Genomic DNA, 21,417 nt, shown 5'->3' on the forward strand with positions numbered 1-21,417 from the left:
GGTGCGCAAGTGCTGACCGGTGGTGGTGAACGCCAAGAAGTTGGTACAGGCTTCTACATCGAACCAACCATCTTTAAAGGCAACAACAGCATGAAAACTTTCCAAGAAGAAATTTTTGGACCCGTACTTGCTGTAACCACATTTAAAGATTTCGATGATGCCATCAAGATCGCCAACGACACGATTTATGGCCTTGGCGCAGGCGTATGGTCACGATCAGCACATACTTCATACCGAGCAGGCCGTGCCATTCAAGCCGGTCGTGTATGGACCAATTGTTATCATATCTACCCTGCTCACGCGGCCTTTGGTGGCTACAAGAAATCAGGTATCGGCCGTGAAAATCACAAAATGATGCTCGATCATTACCAACAAACCAAAAACCTGTTGGTGAGCTATTCCACTAAACCTATGGGCTTCTTCTAATTGAGTTAGTCTATGGTTAAACCCTAAAAAGCGAACTTCGGTTCGCTTTTTTATTTGACCTGATTAGAAGCTGTTCAATTCTCTATAGCGCAGCTTCCACAAAATGCAGATGATCAACCCCCCAATACATTTCATCTGCTACAAACCACGTTGGTGCACCAAATACCCCGCGATCAATCGCTTCTTGTGTGACCGCTTTCAGCTCAGATTTCACCTTTTCATCTTCTAGCCACGCCTGTACTTGAGTGACTTCAAAACCTAATTCTTGCGCTAAATTCATCAATTCTGTCACATCATTTAAATTACGTGGCTGAGCAAACATGGCATCAAACAACGCAGTCAAAACCCGTTGAAAATGCGCTGGCTGATATAACTGCACAGCAGTAAGCAAACGCATTAGCATTAAGGTATTAATTGGAAAATAAGGATTCATCTGTACAGGAATATGCCATAGCTTGGCCCAGCGCTGTAAATCAATCATCGAATAGCGTGCCTTGGCTGGCACAGCCATTGGACTGTTATTCCCAGTCGCTTTAAAGACCCCTCCTAATAACATCGGTTTCCAAATAATTTCAGCCTGATGTTGCTCAGCAATCTGCTGTATACGGTGAAACCCCAAAAAGCTATATGGGCTACCTAAATCAAAATAAAATTCAATCTTGCTCATTTTCAAAGTCCTCGTCATTTTATGTGTCCATTCAATTCTTTTTATATCCTTACCAGCGCTCCATCCAGGGTCTGAGGTCTAATTCATGTGTCCATGCATCTCGTGGTTGCTGCGAAAGATGCCAATAATTCTCTGCAATATGTACTGGATTTAAAATGCCATCTTGCTCTTTTTTTGCGTACAAATCGGGAAAAGTATCTTTAATAAAGTCGGTATCAATCGCACCATCGACCACCACATGCGCCACATGAATATTACGAGGGCTGTTAGAACCCATTTAAAGTGTCTATATTCTCACCAATAAAAATGTCTAGTTTATGATGGTTTTTATCACCATGGACTGAATATAAATATAGATGCTGATCACTATGTCTGACAAAGAAATTCAACGGCTTGCAGTTCTGCAAGACGTTCGAGATCATCGTATTACCCAGGTCCTCTAATAGGATCTAATCAGGCCAATAAAGTACCCTCCTTACCGACTAAGTCGGTTTATTTTATAACTCCATTATTTTGTGGTTTAATACACATATATAGACATAAGACCCAATATTATGGATTTAAAATTCAAAAAGCCTGAAGAAGTTGTTACTTTATTATGTGAAAGGCTTCGTAAAGAACGACTTTATCTGGAAATGACTCAGGCAGACGTCGCTACACGTGCTGGTATTGGTGTAAATACAGTATCTAATTTGGAAGCTGGTCGAAATGTTTCATTTGAAAATTTAGTACGCGTTGCCATGGTACTGGGTCGATTAAAAGAATTAGAGGAACTCTTTAAACCTCATTTAAACAGTGTAGATGACATTCTCCGCTATGAGAGCAATACGGCTCGCCAACGTATCAAAAGGAAATAAATCCATGCTCAAAAAACTTAATGTTTACTACAATGGATGGGGTGAATATTGGCTTTGGGGTACACTGGTCTCCTCAACCGCAATCACAGGTCGACCATTAATCGCCTTTGAATACAGTGCAGAAGCGATCAGTAAAGGTTTAGAACTTTCCTCTTACCTACTTCCGTTAAAAGGTGACCCATTAAGAACGAATTTTCCTGCACATCAAATGGGATTGCCAGGTCCTATATATGATGCTCTACCCGATGGTTGGGGCATGCTCCTTATGGATCGCTTATTTAAAAAAAATGGACTCAATCCAGCACGGATTGGGCCATTAGAAAGACTCACGTATATTAATACACATGCGATGGGGGCATTATCCTTTGAACCTTCAGCACCTGAGTTAGCATTAACTGAAAATATTCCACTGCTTAAACTCGCCCAAGAAGTCCAGGAAGTTCTCAAAGGAGAAGGTGCTGAATTTTTACAGCATTTATTAGTTATGGGTGGATCACCACAAGGTGCAAGGCCAAAAGCACTCGTCTATCGTGATCCTGTCACCAACGAATTCTCAACAGTTAGCTCACATCAACATGAAGCCTGGCTGATCAAATTTCCCGCTCAGCAAGAGCATCCTGAAGTTTGTGCAATTGAAGCTGTTTATGCAGAATGTTTGCGTCATTGTGATATTGATACCCCTGACACCCAATATTTTACTCTTCCGAATGGATTAACTGCATTTGCATCAAAAAGATTTGACCGCCACGATGGCATGCGTATCCCTATGCAAAGTTTAGCTGCCTTTACCGGAGCTGATTTTAAATCACCAGGGAGTTTAGACTACAGTAACTTTCTTCGCGCTGCACACTTTTGCACCAATGATGTTCGCGAAAAAGCAATTGCATTCAAGCGAGCTGTTTTCAATGTAGTCTTCAATAATCGAGATGATCATTGCAAAAACTTTTCATTTCTGATGTCCCAAAATGGGCAATGGAAACTCGCCCCTGCCTATGATGTTACTTTTTGTGAAGGGCCAGGTGGATATCATGGGTGAGGCACTGGATATTCCTCGACAAGCTCTTGTAAAACTTGGTACTCAGGAAGCGGAACTTTCTGCCCAAGAAGTCGATGAAATTATTGGCTCGATTTGTAAGGTTGCAATCCGATTCAGCAATATCGCTCATGACCTATTATCTGGACAAATTCAAGCAGAGACTCTCCAAATGATCCAAAATAGGATTGAGCATAATATTCATTTATTGAATTGAATATAAAACATTTTCATGAGGATTAATAATCATTATATTAAATCATATACTGTTGTTATTTCTTATGAAAATCAGTATTAAAACATAGGTGACTTTTATGGACAAAAATTTCCAATATGAAGTGACCAAAATACCCTTAAATGATCTAAATTGCTAAAAATTTCGCCCCACTAAAAACCAATTACATTCAATTAAATCATATACTTACAATTAACATAATTTAATGGTATAAATCTCGGTGACCTTGCCAAGGTTGGGGTATTATCAGATTGCGCTAGGCAGTTAAATGCAGGGCTGCCAGGAAATTTTGCCAGAGAGTTGCCAACAGTTCAGATCTGACTGCCCATTACGTAAGGAGATTAAGGTAAATTGAACCGCGTATTTTAACTGTATTTTCAGAGTGATTTCAGATCACTACGTAGCTAAGGCTTTTATAGATCGAAATGATAAAGTCATAAATTGCTTTTCAAAAAAAAAGAAACTAATATGTTTCTTACAGAACCTAAAAGCAATAAATGTATCTACAATGAATAAGTCTTTACTTCAGCAAATCAAAAAAAGACGAACCCAATTGGGCTTAAAGCAAGTTGATATGCAATCCCGTACAGGCATTTCAAGACAGCAGTACCAAAAACTGGAAAGTCAGGGCAACCCTCGATTAGAGACCTTAGAAATTATAGCGGCAGGATTAAATGCTCAACTGATGCTCATCCCTGATGATAAGGTTCATTTGATCAGACAATTATTGAATGATGAAATTAAAGTCACTATTGAAGATCAGGATGACTTAATGACTAACCCATGGAAGGGTCTTCTCGGAGGAGAGGAACCATGAATACTGTTGCCGTCCTGAAATTAACATTACATCACGGTATCGTTGGATACTTGGCAGGATTTCAGAGCGGAAAAAATATTCTGGTTTTTACAGATTCTTTCCGCTCTGATCAGCAACGCCCGACCTTGAGCCTGTTGACTTCCCCCTTGTATCCTCAAGTGGATAAGATTTTAGAAAAGACCTATGTTACACATCAGCGTTTACATCCCTTGCTATCAAACTTGCTACCAGAAGGTGCATTACGCGAACTGATTGCACAAAGCCTCAAAGTACATATAGACAATGAATTTCAGTTATTGGCAGCTTTAGGTCATGATTTACCTGGAGCACTCATTGCGACTCCATTAGATCCAGAAGAAATTCCAGATGAAATAAAATTCAAACTGCAGATCTCTAATCCAGATCAGATCTTAAAGCAAGAGATTCGAACAGATAATAAGTTTTCCTTGGCCGGCGTCCAAATGAAGTTTTCCATGAAAGCCAAAGATGGGCGTTTTACACTAGTCCAGGCAACGGAATCGTCTCTACTCGGGGACTGGATTATCAAAACTCCTTCTTCCAGACATGCTTTTGTTCCGCTAAATGAATATTCTATGATGAGCCTTGCCAAAATGGTCGGAATAGATGTCCCTGAGATTCGCTTGGTGGATATGGCACTCTTACAAAACCTTCCACCATTAAATTTACCCCAAGAGCAATATGCTTTTGCAATCAAAAGATTTGATAGACAGAGTACTGCTGATACTACAGAGCTTATTCACATCGAAGACTTTGCTCAGATCTTCGGTGCATATCCACAGCAGAAATACAGCACCACAAATTATGAGCAGATAGGAAAGATCATTTATCAATTTTCAGATAACAAAATTCTTGATATTCAGCAATTTGCCAGCCGCTTACTTGTCAACATTTTGCTCGCCAATGGAGATGCACACTTAAAAAACTGGAGTATGATTTATCAGGACAAAAGAACACCAAGATTATCTCCCGCATACGATATATTGATGACTAGTGTATATATTGAAAATGAGCTTCATTTCGCATTGAATCTTGCCAAAAATAAAGATTGGTATTTAGCTGAGATGAAACACTTTGAACAATGGGCTGAAAAAGTCGGTGTTCCATGGCGTGTTATTGAAAAACAACTTCACGCCATTATGGACAAAGCACGGTCAGTATGGCCAGCGCTATTACTAGACTTACCTATGATTTCTGTTCATAAAGAAAAATTAAGAGAACATTGGAAAAAATTGCATCCAGACTTTCAGATACTTACAGATGATTAGAGGAAACCTGTAACCAAGCTAAAATTTCTCAAACAATTTCATCACATCATTTTCCGTCAGTTTCGCTTCTCCCTCATGATCTGTGCTTAGAATAGACTGTGCCAGTTCTGCTTTATTCTGCTGCAAGGCAATAATTTTTTCTTCTATGCTTTTATTGGTAATCAGCTTATACACAAATACCGGCTTGTCCTGTCCAATCCGCCATGCACGATCTGAAGCTTGATCTTCAGCAGCAGGGTTCCACCATGGATCATAGTGAATGACCGTATCTGCGGCAGTTAGATTCAGACCAACCCCTCCTGCTTTCAGACTGATTAAAAATACCGGCACTTGTCCAGACTGAAATGCTGTAATGACTTCATCTCGCTTTTTGGTCTTTCCAGTCAGCTTCACATAGCCAATTTTTGCGTGATAGAGCTGTTGTTCAATCAGTTCCAACATTGAGGTAAACTGAGAGAAAATAAGAATTTTTCGTCCCTCTTCCACCATTGGAACAACCATATCCATCAACTGTTCAAGTTTGGCAGAATACGCCTGCCCGGTTTTAACTGAATCCAGTTTCAGCAAGCTAGGATGACAACAGACCTGACGCAGCTTCAGCAAGGCATCTAAAATTTGGATTTGACTACGCTTAAAGCCTTTTTCTGCCACAATTTTCTGAATATTTGCCTGCATCGTGGCGCGAACAGCCTCGTATAGCTTGGATTGCTGCTCATTCATGTCAATATTGACTTCAATCGTGGTTTTTTCAGGCAATTCCTTGGCAACGTCAGTTTTCAAGCGACGTAAAATAAAGGGTTTAATGCGGTTTACCAACTTTTGCCTTAACTGCTGATCACCGCGTTTTTCAATAGGATAGCGGTACTTTTTATTAAAGATTTCTTGTGAATATAAAAATCCTGGCATTAGAAAATAAAATAGTGCCCACAGTTCACCCAAATGATTTTCCATCGGGGTACCTGTTAGACACAAACGATGTCGTGCTGTTAATTGCCGTACTACCTGTGCAGCTTTGGCACGCGGATTTTTGATATTCTGCGCCTCATCCAAAATGAGTTGATGATATTCATATTGCTTTAATTGTTCTTCATCTCTCGCTAGAAGCGGATAGGTGGTTAACACAATATCATAGTGCGGAATCTGCTCAAAATACTGATGGCGGTCGGGCCCCTGTAGCAGCAATACCTTCAGCTGAGGGGTAAATTTCTCCGCTTCTTTGAACCAGTTATGCATCAACGATGTGGGTGCAACAATTAAGGCGGGACTGTCCTGCAAATATCCAGCCTGCTTTTCCATGAGTAAATGGGCTAAAGTTTGTGCTGTTTTCCCCAAGCCCATATCATCTGCCAGAATCCCGCCATGTTGGGTTTCCCTTAAAAACTGTAACCAACCTAAGCCCTGCTGCTGGTATGGACGCAGCTCCCCCTGAAAACCTTGTGGTGTCGGCAGTTGTTGCTGATAGCCTTGTTTGAATTTCTGTACAAATTGTTGCAGGCGATCACTGACCTGCCATGTCATCTCAAGATTATGCTGCAATTCTAATAATTGACTCGCATCATAGCGATCAATACTGCGCTCTTCTTGCTGTAAAATGCTCTGCAGATGCAACAATACCGGCTTAATATCCCTAGCGGATAGAGCCAAATCAGGTTGATCAACTGCAGTTTTCACTGTGAAAATTTGACTGTCATGCAGATGAATAAAAGTCCGTGGATCAAGTAAATCAGGATTTACTCGCACCAAAGCTACGAGTGCATCAAGCAAATTATAAGAATTGCCTGCACTGTCTTGAACCGTCGCCCCGATATTGAACCAGTCCTGCTGACCTTCAGATTCAGTGATAGAAATATTTAAATTTTCAACATATTGCAGATTAAAGGGGCTGTTTTCCAGATGCTCTATCTGCCAGCCCATCAACTCAATTTGATTGATGGGCATCAGCTGTTTGATCCAGTCTCCATAGAAAGCAAAAACCATAGAATCTAGACGTTGTTTATCCAGTTTTAATTGATGGTCATAACTAAGATCTTTCACCCACTTCAGTGATTCGACCAATAGCTGTAAACGCTGGATTGACTGTTGTTCCTGAACTAAGTCCCGAAGCTGTCGTACCATTTTGTCATGCTGCTCACCAATAAAACTGTCACCTGATGTACCTGCTTTTATTCTTCCGCCTGTATAGGAGAATTCAATTTCAGCACAAACAGACTCTTCCCATTTCCAATCAAATTTATCTAAAACACCGAAGCGTAAAATTGGCTGGGGACTACCCTCAAGGACATCAATATGCTGAATAGACTCGGGCTGAGGCAGATTTTTCACGTCTGAATATTGATGAGTCAGTTTCTCAAACTCTGGCAAGAGCATAGATGGAAGATCAGGCATCTGTAAAAAATGGTACAGAAGATTTGCCGTATATTCACCATATAACTGGCCCACCGTGTTCTGTTGAATATCCACATAACACGGTGGCTGGCTAGCGAGAATTTGGATATGTGGATTTGATTTTAAATCGAGTCGAATATCACCATTGACCAATTCAATATTTAAATGCTCTGTCTGTTTGTTTACACCTTGTTGCCAGATCAGTTCGATGTGATAGCCTTGTTCTGACCATTGAAGTGCAGTATGGCTCTTTTTTTGCCAGTACACATCGCCACTTTGAATAAAAGATTTGAAATGCTCCAATAAAATTCTGGAGATATCAAGATTGCTTTGATAAAAGCGTTCGTCACTGTTTATTTTGGCATAATAATAAATCTGGTTAAATAATTGTCGTTTTTGTTCAGGTAAAGTCAGATGCTTTCTGGTGATATTTTCATATTGGGTATAATAACTTTCCCCCGCAATTGAGCCGTTTTTATTGCGTCTGGCCTTCTGAACATCAACTGTCAATTTCTTTAAGCTGACAGACTGATCTAGCAGGTAAATTAAATAATTGTTTGTTTTGACAGATTGCTCTGGTTCAGTCTGTTGTAAATACCGTTTAAAATCATTCAACCAGCGCTGCGCCTGATCATCCCCCCGTTGGCGTTTTGTGATTCCCTGCGGGGATTGAGAGTCAGCATAACGCTGCTGAAATTCCTGGCGATATTCCTGAAAGAATAACCGCGCTAAAGCAGCAGCATGTTTACAGTTATATCCAACCGGACAAGTGCAGTCGTCATCGATTAAACGGTCTTTTTGGGGATTATAGGTAATTGCGGTATCGTAATAATCTGTTCCTTCAATTTGGGCATACATCGTAACCCCGTCTTTTTCCTCAAAGAACTCAATCGTTTCCCTATCAATGTGTTTAGCATAGCTCAGACTGCGCTGAAGAGTTGCAGTACTAAAGCGAGATAGAAAATTGATCAATGAGGACATAATTACCAGAAACCAAAAATGTTTATACAATTATAACGGACAAAGCTGTCATTTCAGAACAGTACTGCTCGCCAACGTATCAAAAGGAAATAAATCCATGCTCAAAAACTTAATGTTTACTACAATGGATGGGGTGAATATTGGCTTTGGGGTACATTGGTCTCCTCAACCGCAATCACAGGTCGGCCATTAATCGCCTTTGAATACAGTGCAGAAGCGATCAGTAAAGGTTTAGAACTTTCCTCCACATCAAATGGATATCATGGGTGAGGCACTGAATATTCCTCGACAAGCTCTTGTGAAACTTGGTACTCAGGAAGCGGAACTTTGTGTCCAAGAAGTTGATGAAATTATTGGCTCGATTTGTAAGGTTACAATCTGATTCAGCAATATCGCTCATGACCTATTACCTGGACAAATTCAAGCAGAGACTCTCCAACTGATCCAAAATAGGATTGAGCATAATATTCATTTATTGCACTAAATAGCTTTCACAAAGCTTCTATGAAGGGCTTATTCTAACCGTTGTTTTATTACGGCATAAGCTACACCAGTCACCACACTTCCAATCGCAATCGCCAATAAATATTTTAATGGATAATTCATCGCATTCGGAATGATCAGTACCATTACACCGCCATGAGGAGTGACTAGTTCACATTTAAATAATGCAACCAAAGCCCCAGTTACAGCACCACCTGCGATCGCGCATGGAAGCACTCGAATCGGGTCTTTGGCAGCAAACGGAATAGCCCCTTCCGAAATGAAACATAGGCCCAGAACTACAGCAGCCTTCCCTGCATCTTGCTCAGGTTTGGCAAATTTATGCTTTGCCAGAAAAGTTGCAATTGCCATACCCAATGGCGGTACCATACCCGCAGCCATGGTAATCGCCATCGGTCCGTATGTTTGTGACGTAAGTAAGCCCACCGTAAAGGCATAAGCCGCTTTATTTATTGGCCCCCCAACATCAATACACATCATACTCCCAAGGATAATCCCCATGATCATGGCATTGGTCGTCCCCATATTGGCAAGGAAGTGTGTGAGTAATTCAAACAATTGTGCAACAGGCTGTCCAACCACATAAATCATGATTAAACCAACAGCTAAACTGGCCAATAGTGGAATAATCAATATTGGTTTTAATGCTTCTAGGCTACTTGGGAGTTTAAGCTGCTTCGATAAAAATAACGCAATATAACCTGCAATAAAACCTGCAACTAATCCACCGAGAAAGCCTGCCTCTAATTGTGTGGCAAGTAAACCGCCAATCAAACCTGGAGTTAAACCCGGGCGATCCGCAATAGAATAAGCAATGTAACCTGCCAGCATAGGTACCATAAGAGTAAATGCTGCAGCACCTATTTGCTTTAAGGATGCGGCAAAGCTTCCTTCAACAGGATTGAGGCCAAACATAAACGAGATGGCAATGATCAAACCGCCCGCCACCACCATCGGCAGCATGAAAGACACCCCTGTTAAAAGGTGTTTATAAATTCCAGTTTTTTCTTTGTTTTCATTTTCTGTCTTAGTGGCTGTTTGCTTACCCGTTTCAAGCACTTTGGCCTCAGCAATTGCATTTGCAAAAGTCTTATCCGTTTGCTTAAGGGCAAATCCTGTACTGCAGCGATATACACGTTTGCCTACAAAGCGATCTGTATTGACCTCAATATCCGTTGCTAAGATCACCACATCTGCTTTGGCAATACTTTCTGCCGATAAAATATTTTTAGCCCCAACCGATCCTTGGGTTTCAACATCAATCTGATAACCGTGCTTTACTGCACCTTGTTGTAAGGCTTCGGCCGCCATAAACGTATGCGCAACACCAGTTGGACATGCTGTAATGGCGACAAACCGTGTAACCCCTGCATTGGCTGCAATAGTTTCATCTAAAGCATCTGAATGCTCAAAAACTTGTTGCAAAAGCATGATCGCATCGTGTTGTGCATTATTCAAACCAATGACTTTCACAACCTTGTCACGCAGTTGATCCGCATCTGCCGACTTCTGTCCAACAAAAACAACAGTATCAATCACATTTGATAAATCAAGATGCTCAACTGATGTCGCCACATCATTGGAAATACCAAGTGCTGTTGCTGCTTTGGACAATTTTTTGGCCAAAATCACTGCATTAATCGGCTGCTCGGGACTATGTGGCACAAATAAAATATGTTTTATCTCTTGCATCGTATTAACTCAATGATTGGACTGAGATTTGCGCTTTCAAATCTTCAATAACAGCAAAGTCTGGAAGGGCAAACCCAATTTGGGTCACAGCATTGCTCGCAATTGCGGTTGCTGTTTTCAATGTTTCTTCTGGGGAAGTTGAACTCAACAAGCCATGAATCATACCTGCCAACAAGGAATCTCCCGCACCCACCGTACTTTGGACGGTGACCTTCGGTGCAGTAGCATGCAGGGGGTGCGTGCGGTGAAACCAGTTCACTCCGTTTTCACCCATCGAGACCACAATATGTTCGATCTGACTATTTAAACTGGCAAAAAGATGCTGCTGTTCTGCAAACGTTTCTGCTGGCAAATGGTAGGTTTCCGTCAACTCATCTGTATTAGGCTTAATCAACCAAGGATGGGCAGCAATTGCTGCTTTCAACGCAACACCACTGGTATCTACTGCGACTTTTTTACCCGCAGACTGTAACCATAGAATCAGTATCGAAAGCTCTTCTGCAGAAAAACCTTGTGGCAAACTACCTGCAATCACAATCACATCAACCTCTAAAATCAGTTGAGATAGGCGTTCACGTAGTTGTTGTTTTGCTGAGGTATCTACAAAAAAGCCCTTGCCATTGATGTCAGTCATCTGACCAGAAGCTTCTGCAACCTTAATGTTTTGCCGTGTTTCACCTGCAACATAAATAAATTGGTTATCAAATTGCTCTTGCTGGATATGATGGTCAAAAATTTGACGGTTTTCTTGCCCCAAAAAGCCACTCACAATCAGTTCATGTCCCAAATCCTTAAGGACCTGTGCCACGTTTAAGCCTTTACCTGCTGCATGGCTTTGGGCCGTTAACTGACGATTGACCTCGCCAACTTTTAGTTGATCCAACTGCACGGTGAGGTCAATTGCAGGATTCAGAGTAATACTTAATATCTTAGCCATTCGTAATTACTCCACCAATGCACGTACGGCAGACGCACTGTCACAAGTTAAGGCTTGCTGTGCGACCTGTTGGCAATTTATATAGTTCAAACCACGAATTTGCGCCTTCACCAATGGAATACTGGTACTCGACATACTCAACTCATCCACGCCCAAGCCTATCAATACAGGCACAGCTTTTGGATTAGCAGCCAATTCACCACAAATGCCCACCCATTTACCATGCTGATGTGCTGCCCGAACCGTTTGATCAATCAATAGCAAAATACTCGGATGTAAGCCATCAGCTTCAGCAGACAACAGTGGATGACCACGGTCAATCGCCAGAGTATATTGAGTCAAATCGTTGGTTCCAATACTAAAAAAATCAACTTCTTGAGCAAGAATTGGAGCCAACAATGCTGCCGCAGGAACCTCAATCATAATACCGACTTGTAAGTTTTCACATGGATGCTGTATGCGAACCTCATCCAAAATTGCTTTTGCTGCTCGCCATTCTTCAACCCGCCCAATCATCGGAAACATAATTCTTAATGGGCGATTATCCGCTGCTTTAAGTAAAGCAACCAATTGCTGACGTAACAACTCTGGCTTACGTAAAGTCAGACGAATACCACGTAAGCCCAAGAATGGATTTTCTTCCTTTTCAATAGGCAAATACGGCAAAGGTTTGTCTCCGCCCACATCAAGTGTACGTACCACCAATGGACGACCTGCCAAAGCATCTAACACCACCCGATAATCGGCTTCCTGTGTAGCCTCATCAGGCGCACTGCTGTGTGACATAAAGACCAATTCTGTGCGTAGCAAACCAATTGCTTCTGCCCCATCGGCCACAGCCTGTATGGTAGCGCCCACTTTGCCAATATTGGCTGCGATTTCAACTTGATGTTGATCCAGTGTGATGGCAGGTTCTAAACAATGCTGTTCCGCTTGTCCTCGCAACTCACGCTGGCGTTGGCGCTCTGCAATGGCATGATCAATCTGACTTTGCTCGGGTGAGACCACATACTCACCAGTATCCCCATTAATTAGTACTGTGGCATGGCTCTCAATATTTAAAACAGCTACACCCGCACCTACGACTGCTGGAATAGCCAGAGCACGTGCCACAATAGCACTATGGGCACTCGCTCCACCAACCGCGGTCAAAATGCCTGCAACACGATCTTTATTCAGACGCGCGACATCACTTGGACCAACATCATGCATAATTAAGATATAAGGTTGCTCGGGTTCTGTGACATCGGCCACACCGCACAAAGCAGCCAAAACACGCTCACCAATATCCCTTAAATCAGCCGCACGCTCTGCCAGTAAACGATCGCTAAGTGCAGCCTGTGCGGTAGCAGCCACTTCAATATGATCATGCCAAGCTGCAGCAGCAGACAACCCCTGTTTTAAACCGCGTTGTACACTTTGGAGGAGGTCTGGATCATCCAGCATTTCCAAATGTGCCATGAAGATCTGCTTAATGGCAGTAGATTCAGTATGTGCAATGAATTGACGTAAGCTATTTTTCACCTGATGAAGCGCAATTTCGAGCTTTTCATTCTCAGCTTTAAAACTCTGTCCGCGACGTTCATAACTAAATTCGCGTGGCTTCACCACATGAGCAGGACCAAAAGCAAGGCCAGTTGATGCCGCAATACCGCAGCTACCCGTATCGCCATGTGATTCAAAAGGCATTAATTCCAAAGTATTTACGACTGGGTCACTACTGCTATGCTGATGAGATGCAAGGTCAACAGCTTCAACCTCTTCTCCTAAGCCCTGCTGAACTGCATCAATAATCTGTTCTAAGCTTGCTACAGCATCGGTATCAGGTTGTGCAATAAAAGTCAGAGTTTGACCACGACGGCATCCCATAGCTAATAATTTGGTTAAACTTTTTGCCGAAACGTAAGCCCCCTCATCTACAGCAACGAGAATATCCCCTGCAAATTTCTTGGTCATATTGACCAAGTGTGTCGCGGGACGCGCATGTAGACCATGAGCATTAGCTAAGACAATACGACGAGATGGCCAATCAGGAATTAGTTCAGCACCAATTAACTGCGCCAATTGGTGACTATCTTGCTCTTGGTTGAGGGTATGAACTTGTTCAGTATCAAACAAAATATCCATTAACCGTTGAAACCGTTGCATATCCAGTTGCTCATTACTGGCAATACACACCAAAGTCTTGAGCATTTCCTGCTGATGGCTTAAAACCTGTTCCGCTTTTACCAAACTTACAGCTGGGCTCAAAACATGCTGGTTAGAAGTGATCGACCAGACCCCCTCCCCTAAATGAATCATGCTGTTTAGGTTTAAACCCGACAGAAAACCACACTCCACCATTTTTTGCTGTTTCAGCAGCTGTGTTGCCTGCCAAATTAAATCTTCTACATCAAGTGCGGGAACTTGAGTGGCGATTAAATTTTCATGCAATGCCAAAGATGCAGGTTGGGCTTGTAATAATGCAATAATTTGCTCTGCGGATTGAGCATGTTTCACTTGATCAGCGACATCATTAATTAAAGCCCGCGTCAAAATTTGTAAGACTTGCAAATGCTCATCTGATTTCGCAGCAATCACTACTGCTAAATAAATTTTATTTTCACCGTCCCAAACAACTCCTTCAGGAAAGTGCGCCAGACGAATCCCAGTTTTTAAAATATATTGGCGAGACTGAGGCGTCCCATGCGGAATGGCAATTCCTTGCCCTAAATACGTTGCACTTTGTTGTTCGCGCACGGTCAACCCATGAATATAATCAGGTGTAACCAATTGGTCTTCGACCAAGATATCGACTAGACATTGCAACGCTTGTGCCTTATCAGTGGCGTGTTGTTTCATTCGAACATGTTGTATATCTAGCGCGAGCATAAAACGTCCTTGCAAAGCAGCATAGTGAGAAGATGCTTTTTACTGCAGAAAAAATAAGTCGAATTCTACTCAGGATTTACACAAAAATCTGTATTTTTTGATTTTATCTTCATGATCATCATTACAACGTAATTAAGAAACGACGAGATTCTTCAGAGTTCAGTGTTGCGATTATTAAGCTAGGGTAAGAATAAAATGTGTGCTTTAGGTGCTGCAATGCGCAAGCTTATATATCTGTGTTCTTTGTACACGACAAAAAAAGATAACTCATTGAAATAATGGCATAATACTTGTTTTCTGACGACGAATATGATGACACAGTTCAATGAGTTACATCTCATCTTAAACAAATATCTAAAGTGGAACAAGTCACATGCAAATTTTGGTAAAGATCGTATTGTGAATGTGTTTGCAGACAGAGAATTTATCGGTGAGAAATGGTTTACATGGTTAATTGAAAATGACATTAACTTCTGTATACGTGTTAAAAAACTTTATTGTGACCAATCACTTAGCCAAGAATCATAAAATTAGTGATTTATTTCGTCATCTTCAAGTTGGTCAAACTGAATGTCGTAAACGACGTATTTGGGTTGGTCGAGTGAAACTGTATATTAGTGCGCTACGATTAGAAGATGGAGAGCTTTTACTTGTTGTTTCTCCTATGTTTAATGCTTCTGCTATTCGTGATTATGCATTACGCTGGGAAATCGAAACGTTATTTAGTTGTCTCAAAGGACGTGGATTCAATCTTGAAAATACTCGTTTAACAGACCCTAGACGAGTCAAGAAATTGATAGCAGTGCTAGCTATCGGTTTCTGTTGGTGCTATTTAACAGGTGAATGGCAACATGATCGGAAAAAAGCGATAAAAATAAAGAAGCATGGACGACTTTCAGTAAGTTTATTTCGCTACGGTTTGGACTATGTTCAAATGGCTATTCTACGTTTGATTGGTTTTGGAAAAAAAGAAGAATTTAAGAAAGTGCTAGCAATTTTAAGAAAGAAAAAGCCTGATAGGACAAGGACCCTATGAAATTTGTCGTGTACAGAGGTAATTTTTATGAAATCTAAAATCATGAGAAAAAGATAGAAAAGCACTTAGTCAGTTTCGGAGTATTATTTAAAACGTGGAGATGTTTTTCCTATGTTGATTAGTCAATTTATTTACGAATGAGGTATAAAGTTTTATCTAATTTTTCTTTTTATCCAATTTAAAATTAGGTGCGTACACGGCCTCAACTTTCAATAAAGTATAAAAGGTGTTTGTGTAGGCAATACCCTTACTTTTGATAAGCCAAAAGAAAGCAAAAGCCTTTGTTACACATACATAACATCCCTATTATGATGGATAACGTGTGGCATCCCTGCCACACTCGTGTATCCAAACGTTGCTTAAATTAAACTATGTAATAGTGGCGACATAAAGGTGCTCTTATCGCTATATATTAAAAACTTAGTGGAACACTGTTTCTAAAGCTTTTAAACCCACTTTAGGATCAAGTAGACCGTTGTAAATTTCAGGGATTTCACGTTCCACCCCAAAAAATTCATAAATGGCAAGCATCGCCCCACGAACTGAATATTCCACAGTAAAGACCACGTCATCTTCAATTTCCACAAACTGTCCAAGGAAAGCAAAGTTTTGTGAGCCTTGTGGAATTACCTGTGGACGATCCCCCGGTTTACGGCAGGCGAATAGGGCAGAGGCGTATGGCATCATGGCGGTAGTAACATCAGTCGTTGCCAAAACATGATCTAAAATGTCGTCAAAACCGAGCTGTTTAATCAGTTCTGTTAGGATTTCTTGCCCCGTGGCTTCGGACATTGGTTTTTTGATGTAATCGCCTATATGGTCAATTTGGAAACCGTAGCCCCATAAGGTATATAAACCTTCAGGTAAGTCGGCAAAGTGTGGCTGTGCAGGAACCACGATGGATAAATGCCAACCCGACTCATACCAAGTCATGAGTGCGCCTGTGCCTGGTTCATTGCCTGTATAGTCAATAATACGTTTAAGTAGCACGTCATCTTTCATGGTCAGAGTGAAAGACTCCCACTTATGTTCATCGACATTGCCATAAAAAGTCATTGGACGGCCAAAGTCTGGGGCTTTTTGTGCCAGCGTTTCCCAAAGCGTCCAGCCATGATCTTCTCGATGACGAATAAGGGCAGGCACGTCATGATTACCGCCATAACGTGAGTCTGCTGTAATAGAGCCTAAAGTGAAAATAGCTAAATCATTGGCTTTCAGATTAATTTGCTCTGAGCCTTCAGGCAATTGTACATATAGGCGTGAAGCGTAGCGTTCTTGAGTTTCAGCATTGGTAATGAAGTCTGCATCTGTGACATAGTGTCCAAAACGCACATCGACGCCTTGTGCGACTAACCAACGCTGTAGGGGCAGAATCATCGAGTCATATTGGTTGTACTTGGTACGTTTCACACCCGCTAAGGTATGAATGCGTGGCAATTCTTGAATAAAACGCAAGAAATAGCGTCTTAACTCTGCTGCACTGTGCCATTTTTGAAAAGCGAAAGTCGTGCGCCACATGCGCCAGAAATTGGTTTCAAAAAAGGTTTCATCAAAAAACTCATCAATGCGGCGACTGCCAATTTTTTCTTCTTTTGAAGCTAATAGGCGCAGCATCTGTGCACGATGTAGCGTATTCAGACCAAGCTTTGCTGCATCCGCAATGACATGTTCGGCATCAATCAACCGTGCATTGGCGTGGGTTTTCACTTTTTCATTAAACTCACGACATTCTTCACGCACCGAAATGTCTGGATTTTCCAAAGATGGAATACTGGAAAATAAGTCCCATAGGCACAAATAAGTTTCATCGGTCAGCATTCGCCCACCACGTGTTACCCAAGCTTGCGCGGCATGCGGTGTATGTCCACCATCCATCGAACCACCTGAAATATCGAGTTCTTCTAAAATATGGATATTTTTGGCAGGGACTTTGGCATCACGGATTGCAAATGCAGCAGCAGCCATACCTGCGATACCACCACCAATAATCCAAAGATGGGACTGTTGCGCGTCTAATGGGGTGCGCTTCTTATTTTGCATGGTTCACCTTTAATTATGATGTTAAAAATTATGAAGTAAAAAAATTGGTTTAGAAAAACCTTAAAAATAGTATGTCTTTTTATATATGAAAAATGTATGAAATGGGAAGCAATCCCCTCATTATATTTTGTAATCAAAAATAGACGTATGATGGCTATTTTTAATACACATTTGTCTTTTTATTAAAATTGAATATGATCTAAATAATTGATGTTAATGTTTATTGTTGAGTAATTGCTCTATTGTTGTTTTCACTATGCCGTATGCTAAATTTCTTTAAAAATAGGCTTTTTATTTATCATTAAAAAATATCTTTGTACACGACAAAAAAAGATAACTCATTGAAATAATGGCATAATACTTGTTTTCTGACGACGAATATGATGACACAGTTCAATGAGTTACATCTCATCTTAAACAAATATCTAAAGTGGAACAAGTCACATGCAAATTTTGGTAAAGATCGTATTGTGAATGTGTTTGCAGACAGAGAATTTATCGGTGAGAAATGGTTTACATGGTTAATTGAAAATGACATTAACTTCTGTATACGTGTTAAAAAACTTTATTGTGACCAATCACTTAGCCAAGAATCATAAAATTAGTGATTTATTTCGTCATCTTCAAGTTGGTCAAACTGAATGTCGTAAACGACGTATTTGGGTTGGTCGAGTGAAACTGTATATTAGTGCGCTACGATTAGAAGATGGAGAGCTTTTACTTGTTGTTTCTCCTATGTTTAATGCTTCTGCTATTCGTGATTATGCATTACGCTGGGAAATCGAAACGTTATTTAGTTGTCTCAAAGGACGTGGATTCAATCTTGAAAATACTCGTTTAACAGACCCTAGACGAGTCAAGAAATTGATAGCAGTGCTAGCTATCGGTTTCTGTTGGTGCTATTTAACAGGTGAATGGCAACATGATCGGAAAAAAGCGATAAAAATAAAGAAGCATGGACGACTTTCAGTAAGTTTATTTCGCTACGGTTTGGACTATGTTCAAATGGCTATTCTACGTTTGATTGGTTTTGGAAAAAAAGAAGAATTTAAGAAAGTGCTAGCAATTTTAAGAAAGAAAAGCCTGATAGGACAAGGATCCTATGAAATTTGTCGTGTACAGAGATCTGTGTTATAGCGTTTTAAAACATCAGACTGCCTATCAAAGAGATTATTTATTAGCCGAATAATCTCAAAACCTGATTGACTACCAAGACGGTATCTCAGGTCGCTGACTTCACATATATTAAAACTCATTCAGATTGGGTCTAAACCACATTTATTATTGATGTTTTTTCATGTGCAATTGTTGGCTGGAAAGTATCAACACGTAAGAATACAGATATGGTGCTTGATGCGCTGAGTTATGTATCGTCTTTTGAGCTTGAAGCAATGTACGATTATAAGATTAACCCGTTAGGTCAGGTGGCCTAACTTAAATAAAAAAGTCTCCGACAAACCCGGTACGGTTCAGTTTTTGCATAGACCCAAGTGTTAAATCATCATTACGATTCTTGCGTACCACACCATGGACACGTGAAAAAGTAGAAAGCTTATATTTGTACGTCTTACGCCAAAAGGCCAAACAGAAACCGTAGCCTCAGGCAACACCCCTCTCATCATAAAATTATACCAGTCAGTAAAACACTCTTAGATTAAGCATATGAATGTTAGTTATTATTGTTGATTATCACAATAAATTAGTGACCAAAAATCAAAGTACCCTACCCCACCTTAAATTACGTCACACAAAATTAAAACTCTATATAACTGTTATATATAGAGTTTATTAACATACCAATTATGTAATTTAGTGTATTTTATGTCGGTGACTCTTGCCAAGGTTGGGGTCGGGAGTTCGAGTCTCCTTTCCCGCTCCAAATTCAAAAAACCCTCATCTTTGATGAGGGTTTTTTTATGCCCATACAAAACACAAAAAATACCACTCAGACAGTCGTTGACAAATCCAATGCCTTCATCAAGGATAAGATTAAAAATCAAACGCTGAGAATAACAATGAATGATCTTTCTGCATGCACCTATCAGCCCGACATCTTGGGCGCAGGCTATGAGCAAACAACCCTAAAATTTTCCGATGATTTTGAAGGCCCCGTCACAGCAACCTTAATCCGCAAAAAAGCCACTTCAACCACCTCTAAAGCTGTTTTATATATTCACGGCTTTATTGATTATTTTTTTCAAACAGAAATGGCGGCGCAATTTAACCAACACGGTTTTGATTTTTATGCACTCGATTTAAGAAAATACGGACGCTCAATTTTGCCACATCAAAAATACTATAACGTGCGTAAGATTGCCGAATATGATGCAGAAATTAATCAAGCCCTTGATATCATTGGAGCAGAAGACCACGATGCAGTACTGCTCTGTGGGCACTCCACTGGTGGCTTAACCACAACACTATATGCAAGTCACAATCCTAATCACCCACTGATTAAAGCACTTTGGGTCAACAGCCCTTTTTATGACTTCAATATGAATCCACTGAAACGCAAGCTTGGTGTTCCTCAGCTGAGTCGGCTAGGCAAAGTTTTTCCAGACTTACAGTTTCCAAGTGAGCTCAACAAGTGGTACACACCCAGTCTTCACAAAGACTTAAAAGGTGAATGGGACTTTAACCTAGATTGGAAAAAGACCACCTACCCCAAAGTACGCCTAAGCTTTATCACCGCCATTCATGAAGCACAAAAAGAAATCCATCAAGGTGTTCAGTTAAATATTCCAATTTTAGTCATGCATTCCAATCAAACCAAAAATCCGCGTAAATGGGGTAAAGATGCACAAAGCAGCGATGTAATTTTAGGCGTGAAAGATATTGCTAAATATGCGAAAAAAATTCAGGGCGATGTCACCATCCAAAGTATTCATCATGGCCTTCACGACTTAGTGCTATCGCAAAAGCCTGTACGCGAACAGGTATACCAACAATTATTTACTTGGCTTAACCACAAAGGATTGTAATTTTACAATCTCACCAGCCTAGGCCTTAAAGGGATCACCTTCTACACATCTTTAAGGCCACATCTAAATGTTAGTCCAACACTAAACTAAGCGAGTGCCTTATCTCCTTTATTGCTTCGAAATATCCCATACAAAACAAAATCGTGACTGAGTTAACAGCCAAGCACCCACACCCTAAATAAATTGTCTAAAAGATGTAATTTGCCATTCAAAGCACCACCATCCACTCTTATATTCAAAGAGCGACTAAAAACGCGCAGTTGTACCTGAGAACAAAGCATAGGCTTTGTATGACGTTGAAGAACACCATAATAAGCAAAGGAACAGTCAATATGCGTTACGCAGATCCAAATACAGACGGCTCAAAAGTTCAATTTAAATCACAATATGAAAACTTTATTGGTGGCAAATGGGTCGCACCGGTCAAAGGCGAATATTTTGACAACATCTCTCCTGTTGATGGTAAAGCCTTTACCAAAATTCCACGTTCATCGGCTGAAGATATTGAGTTAGCGCTCGATGCTGCGCACGCAGCCAAAGCGGAATGGAACAATACATCACCGACTACTCGCTCTAATCTGTTACTGAAAATTGCAGATCGCTTAGAAGAAAATCTAGAATTATTGGCCGTTGCAGAAACATGGGACAACGGCAAACCTGTACGTGAAA

General features: G+C 40.8%; 11 protein-coding genes and 9 pseudogenes. 12 read left to right on the forward strand and 8 right to left on the reverse strand.

Going from position 1 to position 21,417, the window contains the following annotated elements:
- Window positions 1-426, forward strand: a 426-nt coding sequence (locus tag HYG93_RS17875) for an aldehyde dehydrogenase family protein (protein ID WP_178962728.1), incomplete at its 5' end; no start/stop codon positions are given.
- A gap of 82 nt (window positions 427-508) precedes the next feature.
- Here HYG93_RS17875 and HYG93_RS17880 read toward each other — a convergent pair.
- Window positions 509-1,093 (reverse strand): 2-hydroxychromene-2-carboxylate isomerase, encoded by a 585-nt coding sequence (locus tag HYG93_RS17880; protein WP_120366381.1) that lies wholly within the window; start codon window positions 1,091-1,093, stop codon window positions 509-511.
- A gap of 49 nt (window positions 1,094-1,142) precedes the next feature.
- A pseudogene (locus HYG93_RS17885) lies at window positions 1,143-1,355 on the reverse strand (glucose 1-dehydrogenase); the annotation flags it as partial.
- 292 nt (window positions 1,356-1,647) lie between these two features.
- On the opposite strand from HYG93_RS17885, the gene HYG93_RS17890 reads away from it, so the two are divergent.
- The 4 genes and pseudogenes from HYG93_RS17890 to HYG93_RS17905 all read left to right on the forward strand — a co-directional run bounded on the left by HYG93_RS17890 (window position 1,648) and on the right by HYG93_RS17905 (window position 5,321).
- The gene (locus tag HYG93_RS17890) at window positions 1,648-1,950 is read left to right on the forward strand and encodes a helix-turn-helix transcriptional regulator (RefSeq protein ID WP_106986693.1); all 303 of its coding nucleotides are present in this window, start codon (window positions 1,648-1,650) and stop codon (window positions 1,948-1,950) included.
- A gap of 4 nt (window positions 1,951-1,954) precedes the next feature.
- Window positions 1,955-3,200 (forward strand): annotated as a pseudogene (locus HYG93_RS17895) (type II toxin-antitoxin system HipA family toxin).
- A 526-nt stretch (window positions 3,201-3,726) separates the two neighbouring features.
- Entirely contained in the window at window positions 3,727-4,035 is a 309-nt protein-coding gene (locus HYG93_RS17900) for a helix-turn-helix transcriptional regulator (protein ID WP_004282130.1), read from the forward strand.
- On the forward strand, window positions 4,032-5,321 hold the full coding sequence (locus HYG93_RS17905) for a type II toxin-antitoxin system HipA family toxin (protein WP_004282132.1): 1,290 nt from the start codon (window positions 4,032-4,034) through the stop codon (window positions 5,319-5,321). The genes HYG93_RS17900 and HYG93_RS17905 overlap by 4 nt, the downstream gene beginning before the upstream one ends.
- Before the next feature lie 18 nt (window positions 5,322-5,339).
- Here HYG93_RS17905 and HYG93_RS17910 read toward each other — a convergent pair whose 3' ends face one another.
- Complete coding sequence (locus tag HYG93_RS17910; protein WP_120366301.1) at window positions 5,340-8,687, reverse strand: DEAD/DEAH box helicase; 3,348 nt, start codon at window positions 8,685-8,687, stop codon at window positions 5,340-5,342.
- A 247-nt stretch (window positions 8,688-8,934) separates the two neighbouring features.
- On the opposite strand from HYG93_RS17910, the pseudogene HYG93_RS17915 reads away from it, so the two are divergent.
- Window positions 8,935-9,171 (forward strand): annotated as a pseudogene (locus tag HYG93_RS17915) (hypothetical protein); the annotation flags it as partial.
- Window positions 9,172-9,200: 29 nt separating this feature from the next.
- Here HYG93_RS17915 and HYG93_RS17920 read toward each other — a convergent pair.
- The 4 genes and pseudogenes from HYG93_RS17920 to fruB form a co-directional block, all read right to left on the reverse strand.
- Entirely contained in the window at window positions 9,201-10,883 is a 1,683-nt protein-coding gene (locus HYG93_RS17920) for a fructose-specific PTS transporter subunit EIIC (protein ID WP_106986698.1), read from the reverse strand.
- Window positions 10,884-10,887: 4 nt separating this feature from the next.
- Window positions 10,888-11,820 (reverse strand): 1-phosphofructokinase, encoded by a 933-nt coding sequence (gene pfkB, locus HYG93_RS17925; RefSeq protein WP_106986699.1) that lies wholly within the window; start codon window positions 11,818-11,820, stop codon window positions 10,888-10,890.
- A 6-nt stretch (window positions 11,821-11,826) separates the two neighbouring features.
- A pseudogene (gene ptsP, locus HYG93_RS19710) lies at window positions 11,827-13,476 on the reverse strand (phosphoenolpyruvate--protein phosphotransferase); the annotation flags it as partial.
- Between the two features lie 86 nt (window positions 13,477-13,562).
- Window positions 13,563-14,691 (reverse strand): annotated as a pseudogene (gene fruB / locus HYG93_RS19715) (fused PTS fructose transporter subunit IIA/HPr protein); the annotation flags it as partial.
- Between the two features lie 381 nt (window positions 14,692-15,072).
- On the opposite strand from fruB, the pseudogene HYG93_RS17935 reads away from it, so the two are divergent.
- A pseudogene (locus HYG93_RS17935) lies at window positions 15,073-15,727 on the forward strand (IS4-like element ISAba33 family transposase); the annotation flags it as partial.
- 420 nt (window positions 15,728-16,147) lie between these two features.
- Here the strand turns inward: HYG93_RS17935 and HYG93_RS17940 are convergent.
- Window positions 16,148-17,767 carry an oleate hydratase gene (locus HYG93_RS17940; protein ID WP_004883953.1) on the reverse strand — a complete coding sequence of 540 codons (1,620 nt, stop codon included), beginning with the start codon at window positions 17,765-17,767 and terminating at the stop codon, window positions 16,148-16,150.
- Window positions 17,768-18,219: 452 nt separating this feature from the next.
- On the opposite strand from HYG93_RS17940, the pseudogene HYG93_RS17945 reads away from it, so the two are divergent.
- The 5 genes and pseudogenes from HYG93_RS17945 to HYG93_RS17965 form a co-directional block, all read left to right on the forward strand.
- A pseudogene (locus HYG93_RS17945) lies at window positions 18,220-18,873 on the forward strand (IS4-like element ISAba33 family transposase); the annotation flags it as partial.
- A gap of 120 nt (window positions 18,874-18,993) precedes the next feature.
- A pseudogene (locus HYG93_RS17950) lies at window positions 18,994-19,128 on the forward strand (IS3 family transposase); the annotation flags it as partial.
- Window positions 19,129-19,241: 113 nt separating this feature from the next.
- Window positions 19,242-19,364, forward strand: a pseudogene (locus HYG93_RS17955) (VF530 family DNA-binding protein); the annotation flags it as partial.
- A 418-nt stretch (window positions 19,365-19,782) separates the two neighbouring features.
- On the forward strand, window positions 19,783-20,748 hold the full coding sequence (locus tag HYG93_RS17960; RefSeq protein ID WP_106986767.1) for an alpha/beta hydrolase: 966 nt from the start codon (window positions 19,783-19,785) through the stop codon (window positions 20,746-20,748).
- A gap of 332 nt (window positions 20,749-21,080) precedes the next feature.
- A partial coding sequence (locus HYG93_RS17965; protein WP_178962388.1) for an aldehyde dehydrogenase family protein occupies window positions 21,081-21,417 on the forward strand: 337 nt, incomplete at its 3' end.

Origin of the sequence: Acinetobacter sp. SwsAc6 (genome assembly GCF_013391565.1) — a bacterium.
In the GTDB taxonomy this organism is placed as follows: domain Bacteria; phylum Pseudomonadota; class Gammaproteobacteria; order Pseudomonadales; family Moraxellaceae; genus Acinetobacter; species Acinetobacter cumulans.

Coding starts and splice junctions, on each gene's coding strand:
- HYG93_RS17880 (WP_120366381.1), bottom strand. CDS start 1,093: ATGAGCAAGATTGAATTTTATTTTGATTTAGGTAGCCCATATAGCTTT.
- HYG93_RS17890 (WP_106986693.1), top strand. CDS start 1,648: ATGGATTTAAAATTCAAAAAGCCTGAAGAAGTTGTTACTTTATTATGT.
- HYG93_RS17900 (WP_004282130.1), top strand. CDS start 3,727: ATGAATAAGTCTTTACTTCAGCAAATCAAAAAAAGACGAACCCAATTG.
- HYG93_RS17905 (WP_004282132.1), top strand. CDS start 4,032: ATGAATACTGTTGCCGTCCTGAAATTAACATTACATCACGGTATCGTT.
- HYG93_RS17910 (WP_120366301.1), bottom strand. CDS start 8,687: ATGTCCTCATTGATCAATTTTCTATCTCGCTTTAGTACTGCAACTCTT.
- HYG93_RS17920 (WP_106986698.1), bottom strand. CDS start 10,883: ATGCAAGAGATAAAACATATTTTATTTGTGCCACATAGTCCCGAGCAG.
- pfkB (WP_106986699.1), bottom strand. CDS start 11,820: ATGGCTAAGATATTAAGTATTACTCTGAATCCTGCAATTGACCTCACC.
- HYG93_RS17940 (WP_004883953.1), bottom strand. CDS start 17,767: ATGCAAAATAAGAAGCGCACCCCATTAGACGCGCAACAGTCCCATCTT.
- HYG93_RS17960 (WP_106986767.1), top strand. CDS start 19,783: ATGAATGATCTTTCTGCATGCACCTATCAGCCCGACATCTTGGGCGCA.